The sequence below is a fragment of the Polaribacter sargassicola genome (assembly GCF_021991835.1).
Taxonomy (GTDB): domain Bacteria; phylum Bacteroidota; class Bacteroidia; order Flavobacteriales; family Flavobacteriaceae; genus Polaribacter; species Polaribacter sargassicola.
The window spans coordinates 255,313-273,515 of the sequence record NZ_JAHDAU010000006.1 but is presented as its reverse complement, the minus strand read 5'-3'; the positions used below and the strand labels follow the sequence as shown (position 1 = coordinate 273,515).

Below are 18,203 nucleotides of genomic sequence, written 5' to 3'. Positions count from 1 at the left end.
TATTCAAATGGCTAAATTTCCTGAATATCCACAATCTAACGCTATTGATGAAAAAATCAAACAAATAGCTTCATTCCATTTCCCTTTCATAACTGAAACATATTTAGAAGACCAAGTTGATGATTTAAAAACAGCAGTTTTAAAACTAAAATCAGATTGTGATTTATATTTAGATTATATTAATTCCATTTAGTGACTATTCGTTCCCTATCTTTTATATCTTTTCTTATTTTGCAATATATTAAAGGACATTCTTTATTGGGTTCAAGTACTATTTCAGTAACAATATACCATTCTCCGTTATGTGAATGGGTGTCTCCTACACGTAGAGTTTCCCCTACACTTGTTGTTTCTGATTTAATTATTTGTTTTTTATTAATTACAATTAATATACATTCCATAGTTATTAATATTATATTTACACATATGTTTTGGATAATTATTTCGGTTTTACTTTTATTGTACTATATTCTTTCTGTTCCTTATAAAAATAGAAAAGTAATAAAATTAGTGTTAAAGATTATTAGAGGCAAGTTGAAAAACAAAACCTAAAAGAATCAATATAATTCCTATATACGAATATACTCCAGAATATAGTATTTTCATTATTTCTGATTTACTTGGCTTACTATAAATTATATTTTTAGAATACTTTTGAACAGCATTAGGAAGAGCGTGTTTAAAAGTGATTATAACTCCTGTTATATTCATAATTAAACCGATATTATTTAAGAGTTTCTGCGTTATTTCCATAATTATTTTTTACTTTTCATAGTACTTTTTTTATATTTTGTTAATTTATAAGATTTTTTTAATTACTGTTTAAAATCAAATGTGGTTTGTCCAAACAAATCATTGAATTTTTTTATAAAATCTTTCCAATTCTTAGATAATTTCATAATTGTAACCACAGTAACTATTTGATTATTTAGGTTTGGGTGACCAGTATCCTCTGTTAACCTCCTATGTAAATGCTCTGTGTGTTTTCCGTCTTTATCTTTTGGGGTTATTCTTTTTAATTCATCAAGTACTCCTTTTGGTAGTTGTTTGTAAATATATGTATTAGTCCATCTACCAACAACAGAAGGTTTTAGTTTCAAATTAGAAACATTGTATTCCCAACCGTTTAACCTAAATATTTGTTTGTAATATTCGTGGGGAAATCTTTGTTGCCAAGGTAAAAGCTCTTCAGAAATATACCCTTTTAATATTTTTTGTAATTCCTCTTTCTCTCTATCATATTGATAACCTGTTGCCTCATCTACTAAAGCTGTAATTCCAATTTTAGCTAAACTCCTAACTAAAATCTCACATTTCAAAGCTGTTTCATATTGACTTTTTAATAAATCCCCGGACGCTCTAGCTTGTAAGTAAAGGTCACTAACTAAAGGAAGTATGTTTGCATCATATCCTTGTTGGTTTTTACCATTCATTCCTTTAAATTCAACTTTATTGATCACCTCTTTAATATCCTAATTTACAAATTCTTGAAGGTTTTTTGCATCCATAAAAGAGGGTATTTGATCTATTCTTGAATTTCCTCTTTGTTCTCTTCCTAAAGCTTTAAAAACAGCTGATTGTGTAATTATTCTCTGTCCGTTTTCTAAAACAGCTACAGATATTTCAGCTTCTCCAATTTTTAAAATTCCTTCGTGTGTTGCTTTCATTTTCTTTTTCATTCTTTTTTCTTTTCCTTTTCTCTATTAGTATATTCTTTTGTATTTAATACAACGTGTTATATAAAATCAAATATATTACATTTACCTTAAATATTACGGGATAATAAAAGGTTTTCCTTGTCTTTATCTATATCGTTAAGTTTTTTTAGAGCTATATCTAACGGGTTCTGAATCTGCATTAAATCTTTTCTTTTAACATGAGTGTAAATCATTGTTGTTTCCGGTTTAGAGTGTCCCAATAAAGATTGAATATATCTAATGTCTACGCCGTTTTCTAATAAATGTGTTGCATAACTATGTCTTAAAGTATGTGGAGTAACAACCTTTTTAATACCTGCTTTTTTACAACTTTTTCTTAAAAATTGTCTTACAGATTCTGTACTATATTTTCCACCGTTTAAACCTTCAACAAAATAATTTTTTGGTTTATAAGAATGATAGTAATTAGAAAGTAAGGGTAAAAAACTGTCAGCTAAACTAACATACCTATCTTTTCTACCTTTTCCATTTTTTATTATTAGTTGTTTCCTTTCAATATGAAAATCAACTAATTTTAAATTGATTAGTTCACTTATTCTTAAACCACAACTATATATTAGAGCTAAAATAGCTTTGTGTTTTAGGTTTTGTGTACATCTAATAATTTCTAAAATTTCTTCCTGAGACAAAACATTAGGTAATTTTCTAGATTTTTTAGGTCGCTCTAAAACTAAATCGTTAATTTTTGTACTTGGATAAAAATTAATAAAAATCTTTAAAGCACTAATAAATTGTCTTTGAGAGCTTACAGAGTAATTTCTTTCAATAAAAACCCTTTCAATAAATAGTTCTACGTGTCTATTTGTTAGCTCTTCTAAAATTGTTTTTGTATTAAAATTTATAAAATCAGCAACAAAAAAAGTATAAGTTTGTATCGTGCTTTGGCTATATCTTTTACCTTTTAGGTACAAATAAAAATTATTTAAAAGTTGCTTTTGATCTTCAGTTAAATTTCTTTTAAAATTATTTTTTTGAGATAATTTACTAGAGTCAATATTTGTAATAGCCTTAAAAGTTTTTAAAACTAAATCTAAGTTTTCTTTATTATCTTTAAAATACCAAGATTTTAAAGTTCTACTCCAAGTGGCATCTGGTATTTTTCTAATTAAATTTATTAGGTTATTGTTGTAATCAAACTTTACTAGTAATACGGGTATTTTTTTGTACTCTTTTCGCTCTAAAAATATGGTTGGTAACTTCTTCATCCTTTAAATATAACTTTTTAATTTAATTAAAATAAATTAATATCTTACTATCTTAAAATACAATAAATTTACTTTTATATATTTATTAAAAAATCAAACTAAATGAAAGTAGTAACACTTACCATTAATCCAGCTTTAGATAAAAGTGCACAAGTTGAAGAAATGACTCCCTTTGATAAATTAGAATGTAATAATATTACATATCATCCTGGTGGAGGAGGTATAAATATTTCTAGAGTTTTACATAGGTTAGGTATAGAAAGTAATTGTTTATTTCCATACGGTGGTAAAACGGGAGAACATTTAGTAGAACTTTTACAAGAGCAAAATATTTCTGTTTTAGCAACCCCAATTTCTATTTTAACTAGAGAAAACTTTGCTGTTTTTGATATTAAAACAGGTTTACAATTTCGGTTTGGTATGCCTACAGAACCCTTTCTAGAAAAAGAGATGACTCAAATTGAAGAATTAATAAATAAAAGTGTAACAACAAACGATATCTTAGTAATTAGCGGTAGTTTACCTAAGGGTTTACCTGTTAATTATTATTCTAAAATAATTAAAAACTTAAATTCTAAAGGAGTTAAAGTTGTTGTAGATACTTCTGGTCCTGTATTTAATGAAGTGTTAGAAAACGAATTATACCTAATAAAACCAAATCAAAAAGAGTTAGCTCGCTTAGCAGGTAAAGAATCACAAACAAAAGAAGAACAAGAGGCTTTTGCATTAAAAATGGTTACTGATAAAATAGCTAAATATGTAGTAGTTTCTTTAGGTAAGGATGGAGCATTTATTGCACATAAAAATGGTATAGATTACATAGCAGCACCCAAAATAACTGTAAAAAGTACAATAGGTGCAGGAGACAGTATGGTAGCGGGTTTAATTTACGGAACAGTAAAAGGTAAAGATGCTAAAGAAATGTTACGTTGGGGTGTTGCTTGCGGGGTTTCTGCAACATTAAGCGAAGGTTCAGATTTAGCACACATAAAGAATATAGAAAAGGTATTAAAATTAATATAAAGGTAAAAAATGATAAAAAATTCTATCATTTTATTTATTTTTTATTAATAATGATAAAAAAATATAAACTATAAAATAAATAGACATCGTATTTTTTGTGTATTTAAGTAATTGTTTATTAGTGTTATAGGTTATTCTTTAACAATTGGATATAGTATAGCTACTCATTAAAATAGACTGGTAAACCAATTTAATTTATATTTTTGGTAACTGATTATAAATAAAATCATAAAAGTTACAAAAATGGCAAAAACATTATTTGACAAAGTTTGGGATTCACATGTAGTACGTAAAGTTAAAGACGGGCCAGATGTGTTTTTTATAGATCGTCATTTTATCCACGAAGTTACAAGTCCTGTAGCATTTTTAGGATTAGAAAGTAGAGGAAACAGTGTTGTTTATCCAGAGCGTACATTTGCAACTGCAGATCATAACACGCCAACTATCAACCAACATTTACCTGTAGAAGATGCTTTATCTGCAAATCAGTTAGATGCTTTAGAAAGAAATGCTAAAAAGCACGGAATTTCTCATTGGGGATTAGGAGATATTAATAACGGAATTGTACACGTTGTAGGACCAGAAAACGGAATTACATTACCAGGTGCAACTATAGTTTGTGGAGATTCTCACACATCTACTCACGGTGCATTTGGTGCAATTGCCTTTGGTATTGGTACTTCAGAGGTAGAAATGGTTTTATCTACACAATGTATTATGCAACCAAAACCTAAAAAAATGCGTATTAACGTAAATGGTAAGTTAGGTATTGGTGTTACACCAAAAGATGTAGCTTTATATATTATTGCAAAACAAACAACCTCTGGTGCAACAGGGTATTTTGTAGAATATGCCGGTGATGTTTTTAAAGATATGACAATGGAAGGTCGTATGACTGTGTGTAACTTATCTATAGAGATGGGAGCACGTGGAGGTATGATTGCGCCAGATGAAAAAACTTTCGAATATATTAAAGGTCGTTCTCAAACTCCTAAAGGAGCAGATTGGGACAAAGCTATGAAATATTGGGAAACTCTTTACACAGAAGAAGGAGCAGAATTTGATGTAGAGTTTAACTACGAAGCATCGGATATTGAACCAATGATAACTTACGGTACAAACCCAGGAATGGGGATGGGTGTTACAAAATCGATACCAAATGCAGAAAATGTAGAAGGTGGTGTAGAAACTTACAAAAAATCATTAGGTTATATGTCTTTTAACGAAGGCGATGCTATGATTGGTAAAGAAATAGATTTTGTTTTCTTAGGATCTTGTACTAATGGTAGAATAGAAGATTTTAGAGCATTTTGTTCTATTGTAGAAGGACGCAAAAAAGCAGACAATGTTACTGCTTGGTTAGTGCCAGGATCTCATAAAGTTGTAGATCAAATTAAAGCAGAAGGTTTAGATAAAATTATAACAGACGCAGGTTTTGTACTTAGAGAACCAGGTTGTTCTGCTTGTTTAGCTATGAATGATGATAAAATTCCTGCAGGAAAATTATCAGTATCTACTTCAAACAGAAACTTTGAAGGAAGACAAGGTCCTGGGTCTAGAACATTATTAGCTTCTCCATTAGTTGCAGCAGCATCTGCAGTAGAAGGTAAAGTTACAGATCCAAGAACATTATTAGTATAAAAGTTACAAAGTGCAAAAGTTGATAAGCAAAAATTAGTTGTTTTTTTAAGATAAACATTTAAGCTTTCAACCACAAACAAATTAAAACAATGGCTTACGATAAATTTAATGTACTAACAAGTACAGCATATCCATTACCAACAGAAAATGTAGATACAGATCAAATAATTCCTGCTCGTTTTTTAAAAGCTACAGAGCGTAAAGATTTTGATATCAATTTTTTTCGTGATTGGAGATTTAATCAAGACGGAACACCAAAAGCAGATTTTCCTTTAAATAAAGAAATTTATGCAGGTTCTAAAATATTAGTAGGGGGTAGAAACTTTGGTTCTGGTTCTTCTAGAGAGCATGCAGCTTGGTCTGTTTACGATTTTGGTTTACGTTGTGTAATTTCATCAGAATTTGCAGATATATTTAAAAATAACTGTTTAAATATTGGGGTTTTACCAGTACAAGTTTCTGCTGAATTTGCAGATAAATTATTTGATGCAATTTTTGCAGACCCAAAAACAGAAATTAAGGTAGATTTACCAAACCAAACAGTTACTTTGGTAGCAACAGGAGAATTTGAATCTTTTGATATTAACGGCTACAAAAAAGACAATATGCTAAACGGTTTTGATGATATCGATTATTTAAAAAACATCGAAAACGAAATTTCTGCATTCGCTGAAACAAGACCATTTTAAAAAAACTTTTTAAAGGTTGATGGAATTATTATGGCAGGTAGAAAGATAGAAATAATGGATACGACACTGCGTGATGGAGAACAAACATCAGGAGTGTCGTTTTCAGTTTCAGAAAAGTTAACAATAGCAAAATTACTTTTAGAAGAATTAAAAGTAGATAGAATAGAAATAGCATCTGCTAGAGTTTCTGAAGGAGAATTACAATCTGTAAAGAAAATTACTTCTTGGGCAGCAACAACAAGTTTTTTAGAAAATATAGAAGTACTTACTTTTGTTGATGGTGGAAAATCTATAGAATGGATGTTAGAGGCTGATGCTAAAGTCCAAAATCTATTAACTAAAGGTTCTTTAAATCATTTAACGCATCAACTTAAAAAAACACCAGAACAACATTTTGCAGATATTGCTGCAAATATAGCTTTGGCAGAAAAGCATAACATTAAAACCAATGTGTATTTAGAAGATTGGTCTAATGGAATGAGAAATTCTAAAGATTATGTTTTTAAATATTTAGATTTTTTAGCTACTCAAAAGATAGAACGTGTTTTATTGCCAGATACTTTAGGAGTTTTAACCCCAGAAGAAACTTTTAAATTTATAACAGAAGTTTGTGAAAAATACCCAAAAATTCATTTTGATTTTCATGGACATAATGATTATGATTTAGGTGTAGCAAATGTTATGGAAGCTGTAAAAGCTGGTGCAAACGGATTGCATTTAACCATAAATGGTATGGGAGAACGTGCAGGAAATGCACCAATGGCAAGTGTTATTGCCGTAATTAATGATTTTTTAGACGGAGTAAAGGTTTCTGTAAACGAAAAAGCATTAAATAAAGTTAGTAAATTAGTAGAAACATTTTCAGGATTTAGAATTCCTGTAAATAAACCAGTTGTAGGTGCTAATGTTTTTACACAAACTGCCGGAATTCATGCCGATGGTGATAATAAAAATAACCTTTATTTTAACGATTTAATGCCAGAACGTTTTGGTAGAAAACGTAAATATGCCTTAGGTAAAACTTCTGGTAAAGCAAACATACAAAAGAATTTACAAGATTTAGGTTTAAGCTTAAATGATGAAGATCTTAAGAAGGTTACCCAAAGAATTATAGAGCTTGGTGATAAGAAAGAAGTAGTTTCTCAAGAAGATTTACCTTATATTATTTCTGATGTTTTAGATAGTGATACTATAGAAAAAAGTGTAATTGTAGAAAATTATGTTTTAGGACATGCAAAAGGCATGAAACCATCTGCTACGTTACAATTAATAGTAGAAGGTGTACAATATGAAGCGCATGCACAAGGAGATGGACAGTTTGATGCTTTTATGACAGCATTAAAAAAATTGTATAAAACACATGGTAAAATAGAATTACCAAAGTTAATAGATTATGCAGTAAGAATCCCGCCAGGAAGTCATTCTGATGCTTTGTGTGAAACAATTATTACTTGGCAAAGAAATAAAAAAGAATTTATAACACATGGTTTAGATTCAGATCAAACAGTATCTGCAATTAAAGCTACAGAAAAAATGTTGAATATAATATAGTTTAAAAAGTTAGAAAGCAGATTGTTTAAAAGTACTTAATTGAACCTAAAAACAAATAACTTTACAACTTTATAAACTTTAAACTTTATAAAATTAATAAGAATGAAATTAAATATCGCATTATTAGCAGGAGACGGAATTGGTCCTGAAGTAATAGACCAAGCAGTAAAAGTATCTGATGCAATTGCAAAAAAATTTAACCACGAAATTAATTGGAGACCTGCTTTAACTGGTGCCGCAGCTATTGATGCAGTTGGAGAACCTTATCCAGATGAAACTCATGAAATTTGTGCTTCATCTGATGCTGTTTTATTTGGGGCAATTGGGCATCCAAAATTTGATAATGATCCATCAGCAAAAGTTCGTCCAGAACAAGGATTATTAAAAATGCGTAAAAAGTTAGGATTATTTGCAAATGTTAGACCAACATTTACTTTTCCTTCTTTGTTAGATAAATCTCCTTTAAAAAGAGAAAGAATAGAAGGTACAGATTTAGTTTTTTTACGTGAATTAACTGGTGGAATTTACTTTGGTGAAAAAGGTAGAAGAGAAGAAGGAGAAACGGCCTTTGATAATTGTGTATATACTAGAGCAGAAGTACAAAGATTAGCAAAAAAAGGTTTTGAACTAGCAATGACTCGTGGTAAGAAATTATGTTGTGTAGATAAAGCAAACGTTTTAGAAACATCAAGATTATGGAGAGAAACTGTACAAGCAATGGAAAAAGATTATCCAGAAGTTGAGGTTTCTTATGAGTTTGTAGATGCAGTTGCAATGCGTTTGGTACAATGGCCAAATAGCTATGATGTGTTAATTACAGAAAACTTATTCGGGGATATTTTAACAGACGAAGCTTCTGTAATTTCTGGTTCTATGGGATTAATGCCAAGTGCATCTTTAGGATCTGATATTGGTTTATTTGAGCCTATTCATGGTTCTTATCCACAAGCAACGGGATTAAATATTGCAAACCCAATGGCTACAGTTTTATCTGCAGCAATGATGTTTGAAAACTTTGGTTTACAAGAAGAAGGTAAAGCAATTAGAGATGCAGTAAACAGTGCTTTAAACAAAGGTATTGTAACAGAAGATTTAGCAGATGGAGGAAAAGCTTACGGAACTTCTGAAGTAGGAGATTGGTTAGCAGAAAATATCTAAAACATTAAAATGTACCTTTTTAAAGGGAAACATTATTAGATAATAAAAAAGACAGTAATTTAATATTATTGTCTTTTTATTTACAATTATTTGTGTCTTTTAACTGTAATTTTTTCTGAATTCTAAAGGCGATATTTTAGTTTTATTTTTAAAAAGTTTGTTGAAAGAAGAAGGATATTCAAAACCTAAATTATAAGCAATTTCGCTAATATTAGATTGGTTTGTAGTTAATTGCTCTTTGGCTTTTTCTATTATTTTATTGTGTATGTGTTGTTGTGTACTCATGCCTGTTAAAGATTTAAGCATACTACTTAAATAGTTAGAAGATAAATTAAGTTTATTAGAAACATATTCTACATTAGGCAAACCAAGTTCTATTAAATTATTCTGATTAAAATAATTTGATAGTAAATTTTCTACTTGTTCTAAAAGTTGATGATTAGATTTTTTACGAGTAATAAATTGTCTACCATAAAACCTTTCTGCATAATTTAAAAGCAGCTCTATTTGTGAGACAATTATTTTCTGACTAAAAGCATCAATATTAGCTTCATATTCTTGTTTGATATTTTTCAATATCTCTATCATCATTAATTCTTCTTTTTCAGAAAGAAATAAAGCTTCGTTAATAGCATATCCAAAAAAGTCATAAGATTTAATTAATTTTGATAAAGATGTATTCCAAAAAAAATCTGGATGAATACAAAGCAACCAACCCGAGGCTTTTGATTCTTTATTTAGATTAATATTTGGGTTGCTTTCCATATTTAAAACTTGATTTGGCGAAATAAAAGTCATTATCCCTTCATCAAAATCATATTCTTGTTGTCCATAATAAAACTCATAAGAAATATTTCGTTTTAAACCAATGGTGTAATATTCTTGTTTAAATTTTATTCCTTTTATATTTTTAGGATATTTAACTTCACTATAGTCTATTAAACTAATTAAAGGATGTTTAGGTGCACTTAAATTAGCAAAATTATGATAGTCTTTTATTTTAGAGAAGCTCTGTATATTTAACATAGTGCTATTTTAAAACTATTTTATTTTTTTGAATTCTAATAGTAGTTGTATCATTTAAAAAGGCAAACAAAAGTCCAATAAATATAGGTATAAATATATTTAATATTTCTTTAAATTCTATAGTTGGATGAATACCAAAGAAAATAATTAGCCCCACAAACCACGCAGAAATGTTACTTAATAATTTAATCTGTGCTAAATAGTTTAATAATGTAATACATATAAATACTGCTATAGGAAAACCAATAAAGCCAAAATATTTACCAAGAAAATCACCTAAAGTTTGTGTTATAATAGCCATTATAATACCTGCAGTAATAGGTATTAATGTATATAAAGCAGATTTTAAAGTTTTACCAAATAAATAATAGCTTAACCATGATAAGAAGAGTGCCCAAGTAGGTAAATTAAATAAAGTTGATAAAAAAACGGCCAAAGCTCCTAAAATAGCCATTGTTATGGCAGATAAAAATTGTTTCATAAATAGGTGTTATTTAGGTTATACCATGGCTCCATTAGCTCCAATATTTTGAGCTGAAATCCATTTAGCTTCATCACTTGCTAAAAAAGTAACTATTTTTGCAATATCGTTTGGAGTACCTAATCTATTAAAAGCATTGTTGTTTGCAAGTTGTGTAATTAATTCTTCCGATTTTCCTTTTAAAAATAATTCTGTACTTGTTGGGCCAGGTAATATACAGTTTACGTTAATACCTCTATAACCAACTTCTTTAGCAAATACTTTACTCATTTGTTCTATTGCTATTTTAGTTGCTGAGTAGATACCATAGGTTGGAAAAATAGTACGAGTGACCGATGATGAAAGATTGATGATACTTCCGCAGTCTGCTAATTTGGTTGATGCTTCTCTTAGTGTGTAAAAGACTCCTTTTAAATTTATATTTATTTGTTTTTCGAATAGATCATCTGTTGTGTTTTTAATTAAAGTATTATGCATAACACCTGCATTATTTACTAAAATATCAACTTTACCAAAATGATTAATTGTTTCATCAAATAAACGAATAACATCTTTTTTCTGACTTATATCTGCTTTTATACTTATTGCTTTATAACCATTATTAATAATTTCTTTAACAATTTTGTCTGCAGATTCTTTACTAGAAGTATAATTAATTACAATTGTTGCTCCGTTTTTAGCTAAATCTTTTGCAATTTCAGCTCCAATACCTCTAGAAGAACCCGTTATAATTGCAATTTTTCCTTTTAGATTACCCATAATTCTTTGTTTTAAAAATTTAATACAAAGTTGAGTTATTTCTACATTTTAGATTTTTCCAAATCTTGGTTTTGTTTGTCCTATTTATTGTTTTGTGGAGTTTACCAAATAAAAAAAAGCTAGTGATATTTTATCACTAGCTTTTGTATTCTGCTTTAAAAAAGAGAAACTAAAAATTAATTTTTTGCTTCCTTTTTAAAATTATCAAATTTATTTGATTCCTTTTTTGGCCAGTTGTTGTTAGATGTATCAACATCTGCTGTTTCAAAATCTGGATCTACAGTAATTTTAGTAATTTCTTGTGTAGAAGCAAATACTCTTCTTGCTGTATTATCATCTTTCATCCAAATTTGAGCAGGAAAAGTTTGTCTTTCTGTTGTACCATCAGCATAAGTTAACTCTACAATAAGTGGCATAACTAAACCTCCTGGTTTTTCAAACTCTACAGAATAAATGTAAGAAGGAACTTCTTTTCCATCAACATATTTATCCATTGCTTTAGAGTTAGCATCTTCTTTTTTATCAGTTATGTAAACTAAATCACCTAATCCTTCAAAATAAGTTTTTGCTCTTGGGTTGCTTTTTATAATTTCTGAAATTCTTTCGCTTGGTTTGTCAGTTAAATATAATGGCTTAACTTCTTTAATAGCTATATCTGTTACGTCTGTTGTGTAAAACCAACCTCTCCAAAACCAGTCTAAATCCATACCAGATGCATCTTCCATAGATCTAAAGAAATCTGCAGGTGTTGGGTGTTTAAACATCCATCTTTTAGAATATGTTCTAAAAGCATGATCAAATAATTCTGGTCCCATAATTGTTTTACGTAACATGTATAAACCAGCAGCTGGTTTAGAGTAAGCATTTGGTCCGAATTGTTTTACATAATCTCCTTGAGACATAATAGGAGAGATGTTACTTTGATCTCCACCCATATATCTTGTAATATCTTTTGCAGGGTTTGTTGCAAATAATTCTGGATCGTATGTTAATTCTGCTAAAATTTCTACAAAAGAGTTTAAACCTTCATCCATCCAAGTCCATTGTCTTTCATCAGAATTTACAATCATAGGGAAAAAGTTGTGTCCTACTTCATGTATAATAACACCTAACATTCCTTTTTTAGTTCTATCAGAGTAAGTTCCATCAGGATTTGGACGACCAAAGTTGAAACAAATCATTGGGTACTCCATACCTTGTCTTTCTGAGTGTACAGAAATTGCTTTAGGGTAAGGATAATCAAAAGTTAATTTAGAGTATTCTATTAAAGTGTGTGCAACTGCTCTTGTAGAGTGCTCTTCCCATAAAGGGTTTCCTTCTTTTGGATATAAAGAAACAGCCATTACAGTTTTACCGTTTACATTAGTTGCCATTGCATCCCAAATGTATTTTCTTGATGTTGCAAAAGCAAAATCTCTTACTTTATTAGCTTTAAATGTCCAAGTTTTAGTTTTTGTAGCACGTCCTTTTTCAGCTTTTTCAGCTTCTTCTTGTGTTACAATAATTACTGGTTTATCAAAAGATTTTCTTGCTTGTTCCCAACGTTTACGTTGTGTTTTTGTTAAAACATCTTTTTCGTTTTGTAAAACACCTGTTGCATCTACAATATGATCTTCTGGTACAGTTAAGTTTACTGTGTAATCTCCAAATTCTAAAGCAAATTCAGATCTACCCCAGAATTGCATATTTTGCCATCCTTCTACATTATTATAAACAGCTAATCTTGGAAAAAATTGAGCTATTGTATAGTTGTTGTTTCCATCAGGAAAAGTTTCTAAACCAGATCGTCCACCATCTTTATTAATGTCATTAATTTTATAATTCCATTTAATGCTGAATTCAAAAGTTTCTCCAGAAGCCAAAGGTTGAGGTAAGTTAATACGCATCATCGTTTTATTGATAAAGTGCGATAAAGGTTTACCGTTACTTTTTACTTCTTCGATGTTAAAACCAAAACCTTTTCCTTCTTTCATGTAAGTACTTTGAAAGTTAGAAGGAGTAATAAATTCTGAAGCTCTATCAGATTTAGCTAATGGAGTTTGAGAATCATCTGCTCTCATGTTTTGATCTAACTGCACCCATAAATAATCTAATTGATCTTTAGAGTTGTTATGGTAAGTAATTGTTTCGTTACCATAAATTTTGTTGGTACTTTCTTCTAATCTAATATCCATAATATAATCAACTTTTTGTTGACTATATTGGCTACCAGGCGCACCAGAAGCAGTGTGTTGATCGTTAGGAGTTGCCAAAACATCTTTCATTTGTCTAAATTTGTTTTGGTCGGTATGTCCTTGTTGCGTCTCAGTTTTTTTAGTTTCTCCTCTTCTTCTTTCTTGCGCAAAGTTTGTGGCAACTACAAAGAGTAAAGAAAATAATAATAAAGAAATTTTTTTCATTTGGTATATTTGAATTAATAACTGAGCTAAGCTAAGAATATAGTAGCTAATAAGTTAAAAAAGGTTAAAACTTTAACATATTTTTATAAAAAAGGACTACAAAAATAAAATTTAAATAGTTTAAAGGCAATTTGGGACTCTAAATATAGAATTTTAGATAAAAAAAAGCATCTCTGTTATAGAGATGCTTTTTATAATTATTTAAAAGAAAAAAATAGATTAACCTTTTACTTTTGTTTTAAATTTATCAAACTTGTTATTAGTATTTACAGGGAAACTGTTGTTAGAAGTATCTACATCTGCAGTTTCTAAATCAGGATCTATTACAATACTTTCTATTTGTTTTGATGAAGAAAATACTTTTGTAACTTCAGCATCATCATATCTCCAAATTTGTGCAGGATATGTTTTCTTTTCTTTAGTACCATCTTTGTATGTAAATTCTACAATAATAGGCATTACTAAACCACCTGGCTTATTGTATGTAATTTCGTAATGATATTTTTTGTGCTTACTAGAAAAACCTAAACCATCAGCTGTATCTTCTATAAACTCTACAGAATCGCTGTTAGATTTTGTATAGAATTTTTTAACTCCTTTAATACCTATATCAGTTACATCTGTAGTGTAAAACCATCCTCTCCAAAACCAATCTAAATCTACACCAGAAGCATCTTCCATTGTTCTAAAGAAATCTGCAGGAGTTGGGTGTTTAAACATCCATCTTTGAGAATATGTTCTAAATGCATGGTCAAATAAATCTTGCCCCATAATAGTTTCTCTTAAAATCCATAAAGCAGTTGCTGGTTTACCGTATGCATTGTTACCAAAACTATAAACATTATCTCCTTTAGACATAATTGGTGCAATTTTAGATTGATCTCCTGCCATATATTTTACAATATTTTTAGGTAAACCTCTACCTAATGGATATCCTTCTTCATATTCCATCATTGCTAACATTTGCACGTAAGAGTTTAAACCTTCATCCATCCAAGTCCATTGTCTTTCATCAGAGTTTACAATCATAGGAAAAAAGTTATGTCCTACTTCATGAATTGTAACACCAATTGTTCTGTATTTTTGTCTGTCAGAATAACCACCATCTGGTAAATCTGGTCTACCTGGATTAAAACAAATTTGAGGATATTCCATACCCATTTGTCCATCAACAGAAATAGCTTTGTGGTAAGGGTAATCAAATGTGTACTTAGAGTATGTTTTTAAAGTTTGTACAACAGCTCTAGTAGAATGATCACCATATAAAGGGTTTGCTTCTTTAGAATATAAAGAATAAGCCATTACAGTTCTACCATTAATATCTACAGCTTGTGCATCCCAAATAAATTTTCTAGAAGTTGCAAAAGCATAATCTCTTACATTTTCTGCGTAAAATTTCCAAGTTTTAGTTTTCTTAGATTTAGTTTTTTCAATTTTTGTAGCTTCTTTTTGAGTACGAATGATAACAGGTTTATCAAAAGAAGTTTTTGCTTTTTCTAATCTTTTTAATTCTGTTTTTGTTAAAACTTCAGTCTCATTTTGTAATACACCTGTTGCACCTAACATGTGGTCATCTGGTGTAGTAATGTTTACTGTAAAATCTCCAAATTCTAAAGCAAATTCACTTCTTCCCCAGAATTGGTCATTTTGCCATCCTTCTACATTATCGTAAACACATAATCTTGGGTAAAATTGAGCAATTACATAGTTTTTATTACCATGTTCTTCAAAATATTCATAACCAGATCTACCACCTTGTGTTCTGTGGTTGTTGATGTTATACCACCATTTTATTTTAAATTTATAAGTTTCTCCTGATGCTAAAGGTTTTGGTAAGTTAATACGCATCATTGTTTGGTTAATGGTATGCGATAATTCTGCTCCATCATTAGTAGTTACACTTGTAATTTTAAAACCACCATCAAAAGGTTCTTCTGGGTAAGCTCTTTCAAATCTAGTTTTACTAAGTTTAGTAGGTACTTTACTAGATTGGATGTCTGGAGTTTTAGAGTCTGCAGCTCTCATATTTTGGTCTAATTGTACCCATAAATAAGATAACTCGTCTGCAGAATTGTTGTGATATGTAATAGTTTCAGAACCTGTAATTCTGCTTTTTTCATCGTCTAAAACAATGTCCATTACATAATCTACTTTTTGCTGTGTGTAGCCTTTTCCTGGCGCACCAGATGCAGTTCTTTGCTCATTTGGCGTTGCCAAAACATCTTTAAGTTGTCTAAACTTATTTTGGTTTGTGTGGCCTTGTTGTGTTGTTTTTTCTTGACCGAATGCGGCTGACCCAACAAAAAACATACTCAATAATAAGAATGTAAATTTTTTCATTTGTACTTGAATTGATTAAGGGGACAAATTAATAATAAGTTAGTATAAAAGTTAAAATGAGTTAAAATTTTAACAAACCTTTATCATTCTTTGCGGTAAGTAAAATACTTTTGTGTTTTTTACCCACTTTACTCTTTATTAAATTTTGTTGTTTTGGAAAGTGTGTAGTTAAAATTTTGTTTTCTATTTCTATAGTTTTTAAGTTTTCTACATTTTCTATTTCTAAATAAAAGAAAACTAAATCGGCATCATATTCTTTACCTATATATGTAAAATTTTTGTTGGTATTGTTTACTTTAAAGTGCAATTTTTTTTCTAAATATTCTTTAAAATAAACATCATTATTTTTTAACTCTTTTTTAGTTGTTAATTGTAAATCAATATTATTGTCTTTATTTAAAGCTTCTTCTATATCATCCATAAAAACATTTATTGTTATTTGTACAGATTTTAAATCGCTTCTATATTCTATTTGTGTTAAACTCAAATAATATTTATGAGTAGAAAAAGAAAGTAATGGAATTATGAAAAGTAGTAAATACGTTTTTTTAAACTTCATGTTTATTTTAAAAGAGTTATTATTTTTCAAAACTAGTCATTTTTAATGATTTTTAAATAAGGTATACTTTCTTTCTGAAATATTTTTATAAGCTCTAAAGTCTCATTTTCTTTATGTAAATCCTCAATACCTAAAGGGTTACAATATTCTAAAAAGTGATAATAATTATCTCTAGGTATTTTTAATACTTCAAAGAAAAAACTTTCTCCAAGTTCTGATAAAATTTTATCTGGAACCGCTTTTTTTTGTGCTAATTCTTTACGCAATTTACTTTCTTTATCCTTAAAAGGAATACTAGCAGAAGCTCCACCAACTGGTGTAGAATTAGGTACAGTATTAACTATTGGAGGTTTTGCTTTAGAAATAGCATCAATTGTGTAATCTTTTTGATTAAAATTAACATTAGAAAAATCCATAGTTTCTCTAAGTAAAGAGTCTTTTCTGTTTTTGGGTACATCATTTAAATCTACAGTTAACGTACCTACTAAATTGTTTTTTCTTAATTCAAATTCTTCTAATATATAAGTAGTAGCGTTTAATTTTATTTTTAAAATTCTAGATGATATAATTTCTTTAGTTATGGCAAATTTTTGCGTTTTATGCTGTATAGATGAAATTTGTAAAGTATCTCCTTGTTTTGCATGGATGTTAAAAGTACCATCATCTAAAGAAAAAGTACCTTGATTGGTTTTTAAATTTATGATGTTAGCATTTTTAATTGGGCCAATAGAATCTGTTAATTTACCTAAAATTAATGTTTTTTGATTTTGGGCAAAAGTTGTAAAAGCTAAAATTAAAATAAATGGTAATAGTAGTTTTTTTATCATCTTTTAAAAGTTACTTTTTTTCTAAGAGTTTTAAATAATTGGTACTTTCTTGTTGAAATATTTGAATGATATCTAATACTTTATTTTCTTTATATAATTGTTCTATTTTTTGGTTGTTACAATATTGTAAAAAGTGATAATATTTTTCTTCAGGAATTTTTAATTTATCAAAGAAAAAATCTTCGCCAAGTTCTGATAAAATTTTAAGTGGAATAACTTTTTTTTGATTAAAAGCTTCGTTTATATTGGTAGATTTATTAGATTTTTTAAAAGGGTTTAATTTACCAATAATTTTACCTGCATTTATACCTTGGTAAGTATTAGATACCGTGTTTACAACTTTAGGCATTGCCCTAATATTTTCATCTATTCTTTGGTCTACAACACTAAAATCTACATTAGAAAAATCCATATTTACTCTTAAAAGAGAATCTTTTTTTTCTTTAGGAATATCATTAACATCTACACCTAAATTACCAGATAAATTATGTTTTCTTAAATCAAACTCGTCTAAAACATATACATTAGATATCAAGTTGATAATAATTGTTTTATCTTCTACAATTTTCTTGTTTATTACAAGCTTAAGAGTAATATGTTGTACAGATGATATTTGTAAAGAATCACCTTCTGAAACAGAAATATGAAAACCACCACTATCTGAAGAAAAAGTACCTTGATTTGTTTTTAAATTAACAACGTTTGCATTTTTAACAACACCTACAGAATCTACTATTTTTCCAAAAAGTAAAACTTTTTTGTTTTGCGATAAAATAGAAAAACTTAAAAAAAGAGTAAAAAAGAGTAGTAGTTTTTTTATCATTATT

The 18,203-nt window shown here is 28.9% G+C and carries 18 protein-coding genes; 6 read left to right on the top strand and 12 right to left on the bottom strand.

What is annotated here, in order from left to right; genetic code table 11:
- The first annotated feature begins 7 nt into the window (after positions 1-7).
- Positions 8-193 carry a hypothetical protein gene (locus KI686_RS11735; protein WP_237589507.1) on the top strand — a complete coding sequence of 62 codons (186 nt, stop codon included), beginning with the start codon at positions 8-10 and terminating at the stop codon, positions 191-193.
- A gap of 320 nt (positions 194-513) precedes the next feature.
- Here the strand turns inward: KI686_RS11735 and KI686_RS11730 are convergent, their stop codons facing one another.
- From KI686_RS11730 to xerA, 4 genes are all read right to left on the bottom strand, one after another.
- On the bottom strand, positions 514-753 hold the full coding sequence (locus tag KI686_RS11730) for a hypothetical protein (RefSeq protein ID WP_237589506.1): 240 nt from the start codon (positions 751-753) through the stop codon (positions 514-516).
- Between the two features lie 62 nt (positions 754-815).
- Positions 816-1,460 (bottom strand): P63C domain-containing protein, encoded by a 645-nt coding sequence (locus tag KI686_RS11725; protein ID WP_237589505.1) that lies wholly within the window; start codon positions 1,458-1,460, stop codon positions 816-818.
- Between the two features lie 12 nt (positions 1,461-1,472).
- Positions 1,473-1,679 carry a hypothetical protein gene (locus KI686_RS11720; protein ID WP_237589504.1) on the bottom strand — a complete coding sequence of 69 codons (207 nt, stop codon included), beginning with the start codon at positions 1,677-1,679 and terminating at the stop codon, positions 1,473-1,475.
- An 86-nt stretch (positions 1,680-1,765) separates the two neighbouring features.
- Entirely contained in the window at positions 1,766-2,923 is a 1,158-nt protein-coding gene (gene xerA, locus KI686_RS11715) for a site-specific tyrosine recombinase/integron integrase (RefSeq protein WP_237589503.1), read from the bottom strand.
- 102 nt (positions 2,924-3,025) lie between these two features.
- Here xerA and KI686_RS11710 point away from each other — a divergent pair, with 102 nt between their 5' ends.
- The 5 genes from KI686_RS11710 (at position 3,026) to leuB (ending at position 8,985) form a co-directional block, all read left to right on the top strand.
- Positions 3,026-3,946, top strand: a complete 921-nt coding sequence (locus KI686_RS11710) for a 1-phosphofructokinase family hexose kinase (RefSeq protein ID WP_237589502.1) — start codon at positions 3,026-3,028, stop codon at positions 3,944-3,946.
- A gap of 243 nt (positions 3,947-4,189) precedes the next feature.
- Positions 4,190-5,587, top strand: a complete 1,398-nt coding sequence (gene leuC, locus KI686_RS11705) for a 3-isopropylmalate dehydratase large subunit (protein ID WP_237589501.1) — start codon at positions 4,190-4,192, stop codon at positions 5,585-5,587.
- A gap of 89 nt (positions 5,588-5,676) precedes the next feature.
- Entirely contained in the window at positions 5,677-6,276 is a 600-nt protein-coding gene (leuD, locus tag KI686_RS11700; protein WP_237589500.1) for a 3-isopropylmalate dehydratase small subunit, read from the top strand.
- Positions 6,277-6,306: 30 nt separating this feature from the next.
- Complete coding sequence (locus KI686_RS11695; RefSeq protein WP_237589499.1) at positions 6,307-7,827, top strand: hydroxymethylglutaryl-CoA lyase-like TIM-barrel protein; 1,521 nt, start codon at positions 6,307-6,309, stop codon at positions 7,825-7,827.
- 102 nt (positions 7,828-7,929) lie between these two features.
- The gene (gene leuB / locus KI686_RS11690; RefSeq protein ID WP_237589498.1) at positions 7,930-8,985 is read left to right on the top strand and encodes a 3-isopropylmalate dehydrogenase; all 1,056 of its coding nucleotides are present in this window, start codon (positions 7,930-7,932) and stop codon (positions 8,983-8,985) included.
- 99 nt (positions 8,986-9,084) lie between these two features.
- Here leuB and KI686_RS11685 read toward each other — a convergent pair whose 3' ends face one another.
- From KI686_RS11685 to KI686_RS11650, 8 genes are all read right to left on the bottom strand, one after another.
- Positions 9,085-10,011, bottom strand: a complete 927-nt coding sequence (locus tag KI686_RS11685; RefSeq protein WP_237589494.1) for a helix-turn-helix domain-containing protein — start codon at positions 10,009-10,011, stop codon at positions 9,085-9,087.
- Positions 10,012-10,015: 4 nt separating this feature from the next.
- Complete coding sequence (locus KI686_RS11680) at positions 10,016-10,492, bottom strand: DUF1097 domain-containing protein (RefSeq protein WP_237589493.1); 477 nt, start codon at positions 10,490-10,492, stop codon at positions 10,016-10,018.
- Between the two features lie 18 nt (positions 10,493-10,510).
- The gene (locus KI686_RS11675) at positions 10,511-11,251 is read right to left on the bottom strand and encodes an SDR family oxidoreductase (protein WP_237589492.1); all 741 of its coding nucleotides are present in this window, start codon (positions 11,249-11,251) and stop codon (positions 10,511-10,513) included.
- 176 nt (positions 11,252-11,427) lie between these two features.
- A complete protein-coding gene (locus tag KI686_RS11670) occupies positions 11,428-13,650 on the bottom strand; it encodes a M1 family metallopeptidase (protein ID WP_237589491.1) in 2,223 nt (740 codons plus the stop codon).
- Positions 13,651-13,869: 219 nt separating this feature from the next.
- Entirely contained in the window at positions 13,870-15,990 is a 2,121-nt protein-coding gene (locus KI686_RS11665) for a M1 family metallopeptidase (RefSeq protein WP_237589490.1), read from the bottom strand.
- A 61-nt stretch (positions 15,991-16,051) separates the two neighbouring features.
- On the bottom strand, positions 16,052-16,579 hold the full coding sequence (locus KI686_RS11660) for a DUF6702 family protein (protein ID WP_237589489.1): 528 nt from the start codon (positions 16,577-16,579) through the stop codon (positions 16,052-16,054).
- A 2-nt stretch (positions 16,580-16,581) separates the two neighbouring features.
- Complete coding sequence (locus KI686_RS11655) at positions 16,582-17,376, bottom strand: peptidase associated/transthyretin-like domain-containing protein (RefSeq protein WP_237589488.1); 795 nt, start codon at positions 17,374-17,376, stop codon at positions 16,582-16,584.
- A 10-nt stretch (positions 17,377-17,386) separates the two neighbouring features.
- Positions 17,387-18,199, bottom strand: coding sequence for a hypothetical protein (locus KI686_RS11650; protein ID WP_237589487.1), 813 nt, complete (start codon positions 18,197-18,199; stop codon positions 17,387-17,389).
- Positions 18,200-18,203 lie beyond the last annotated feature (4 nt).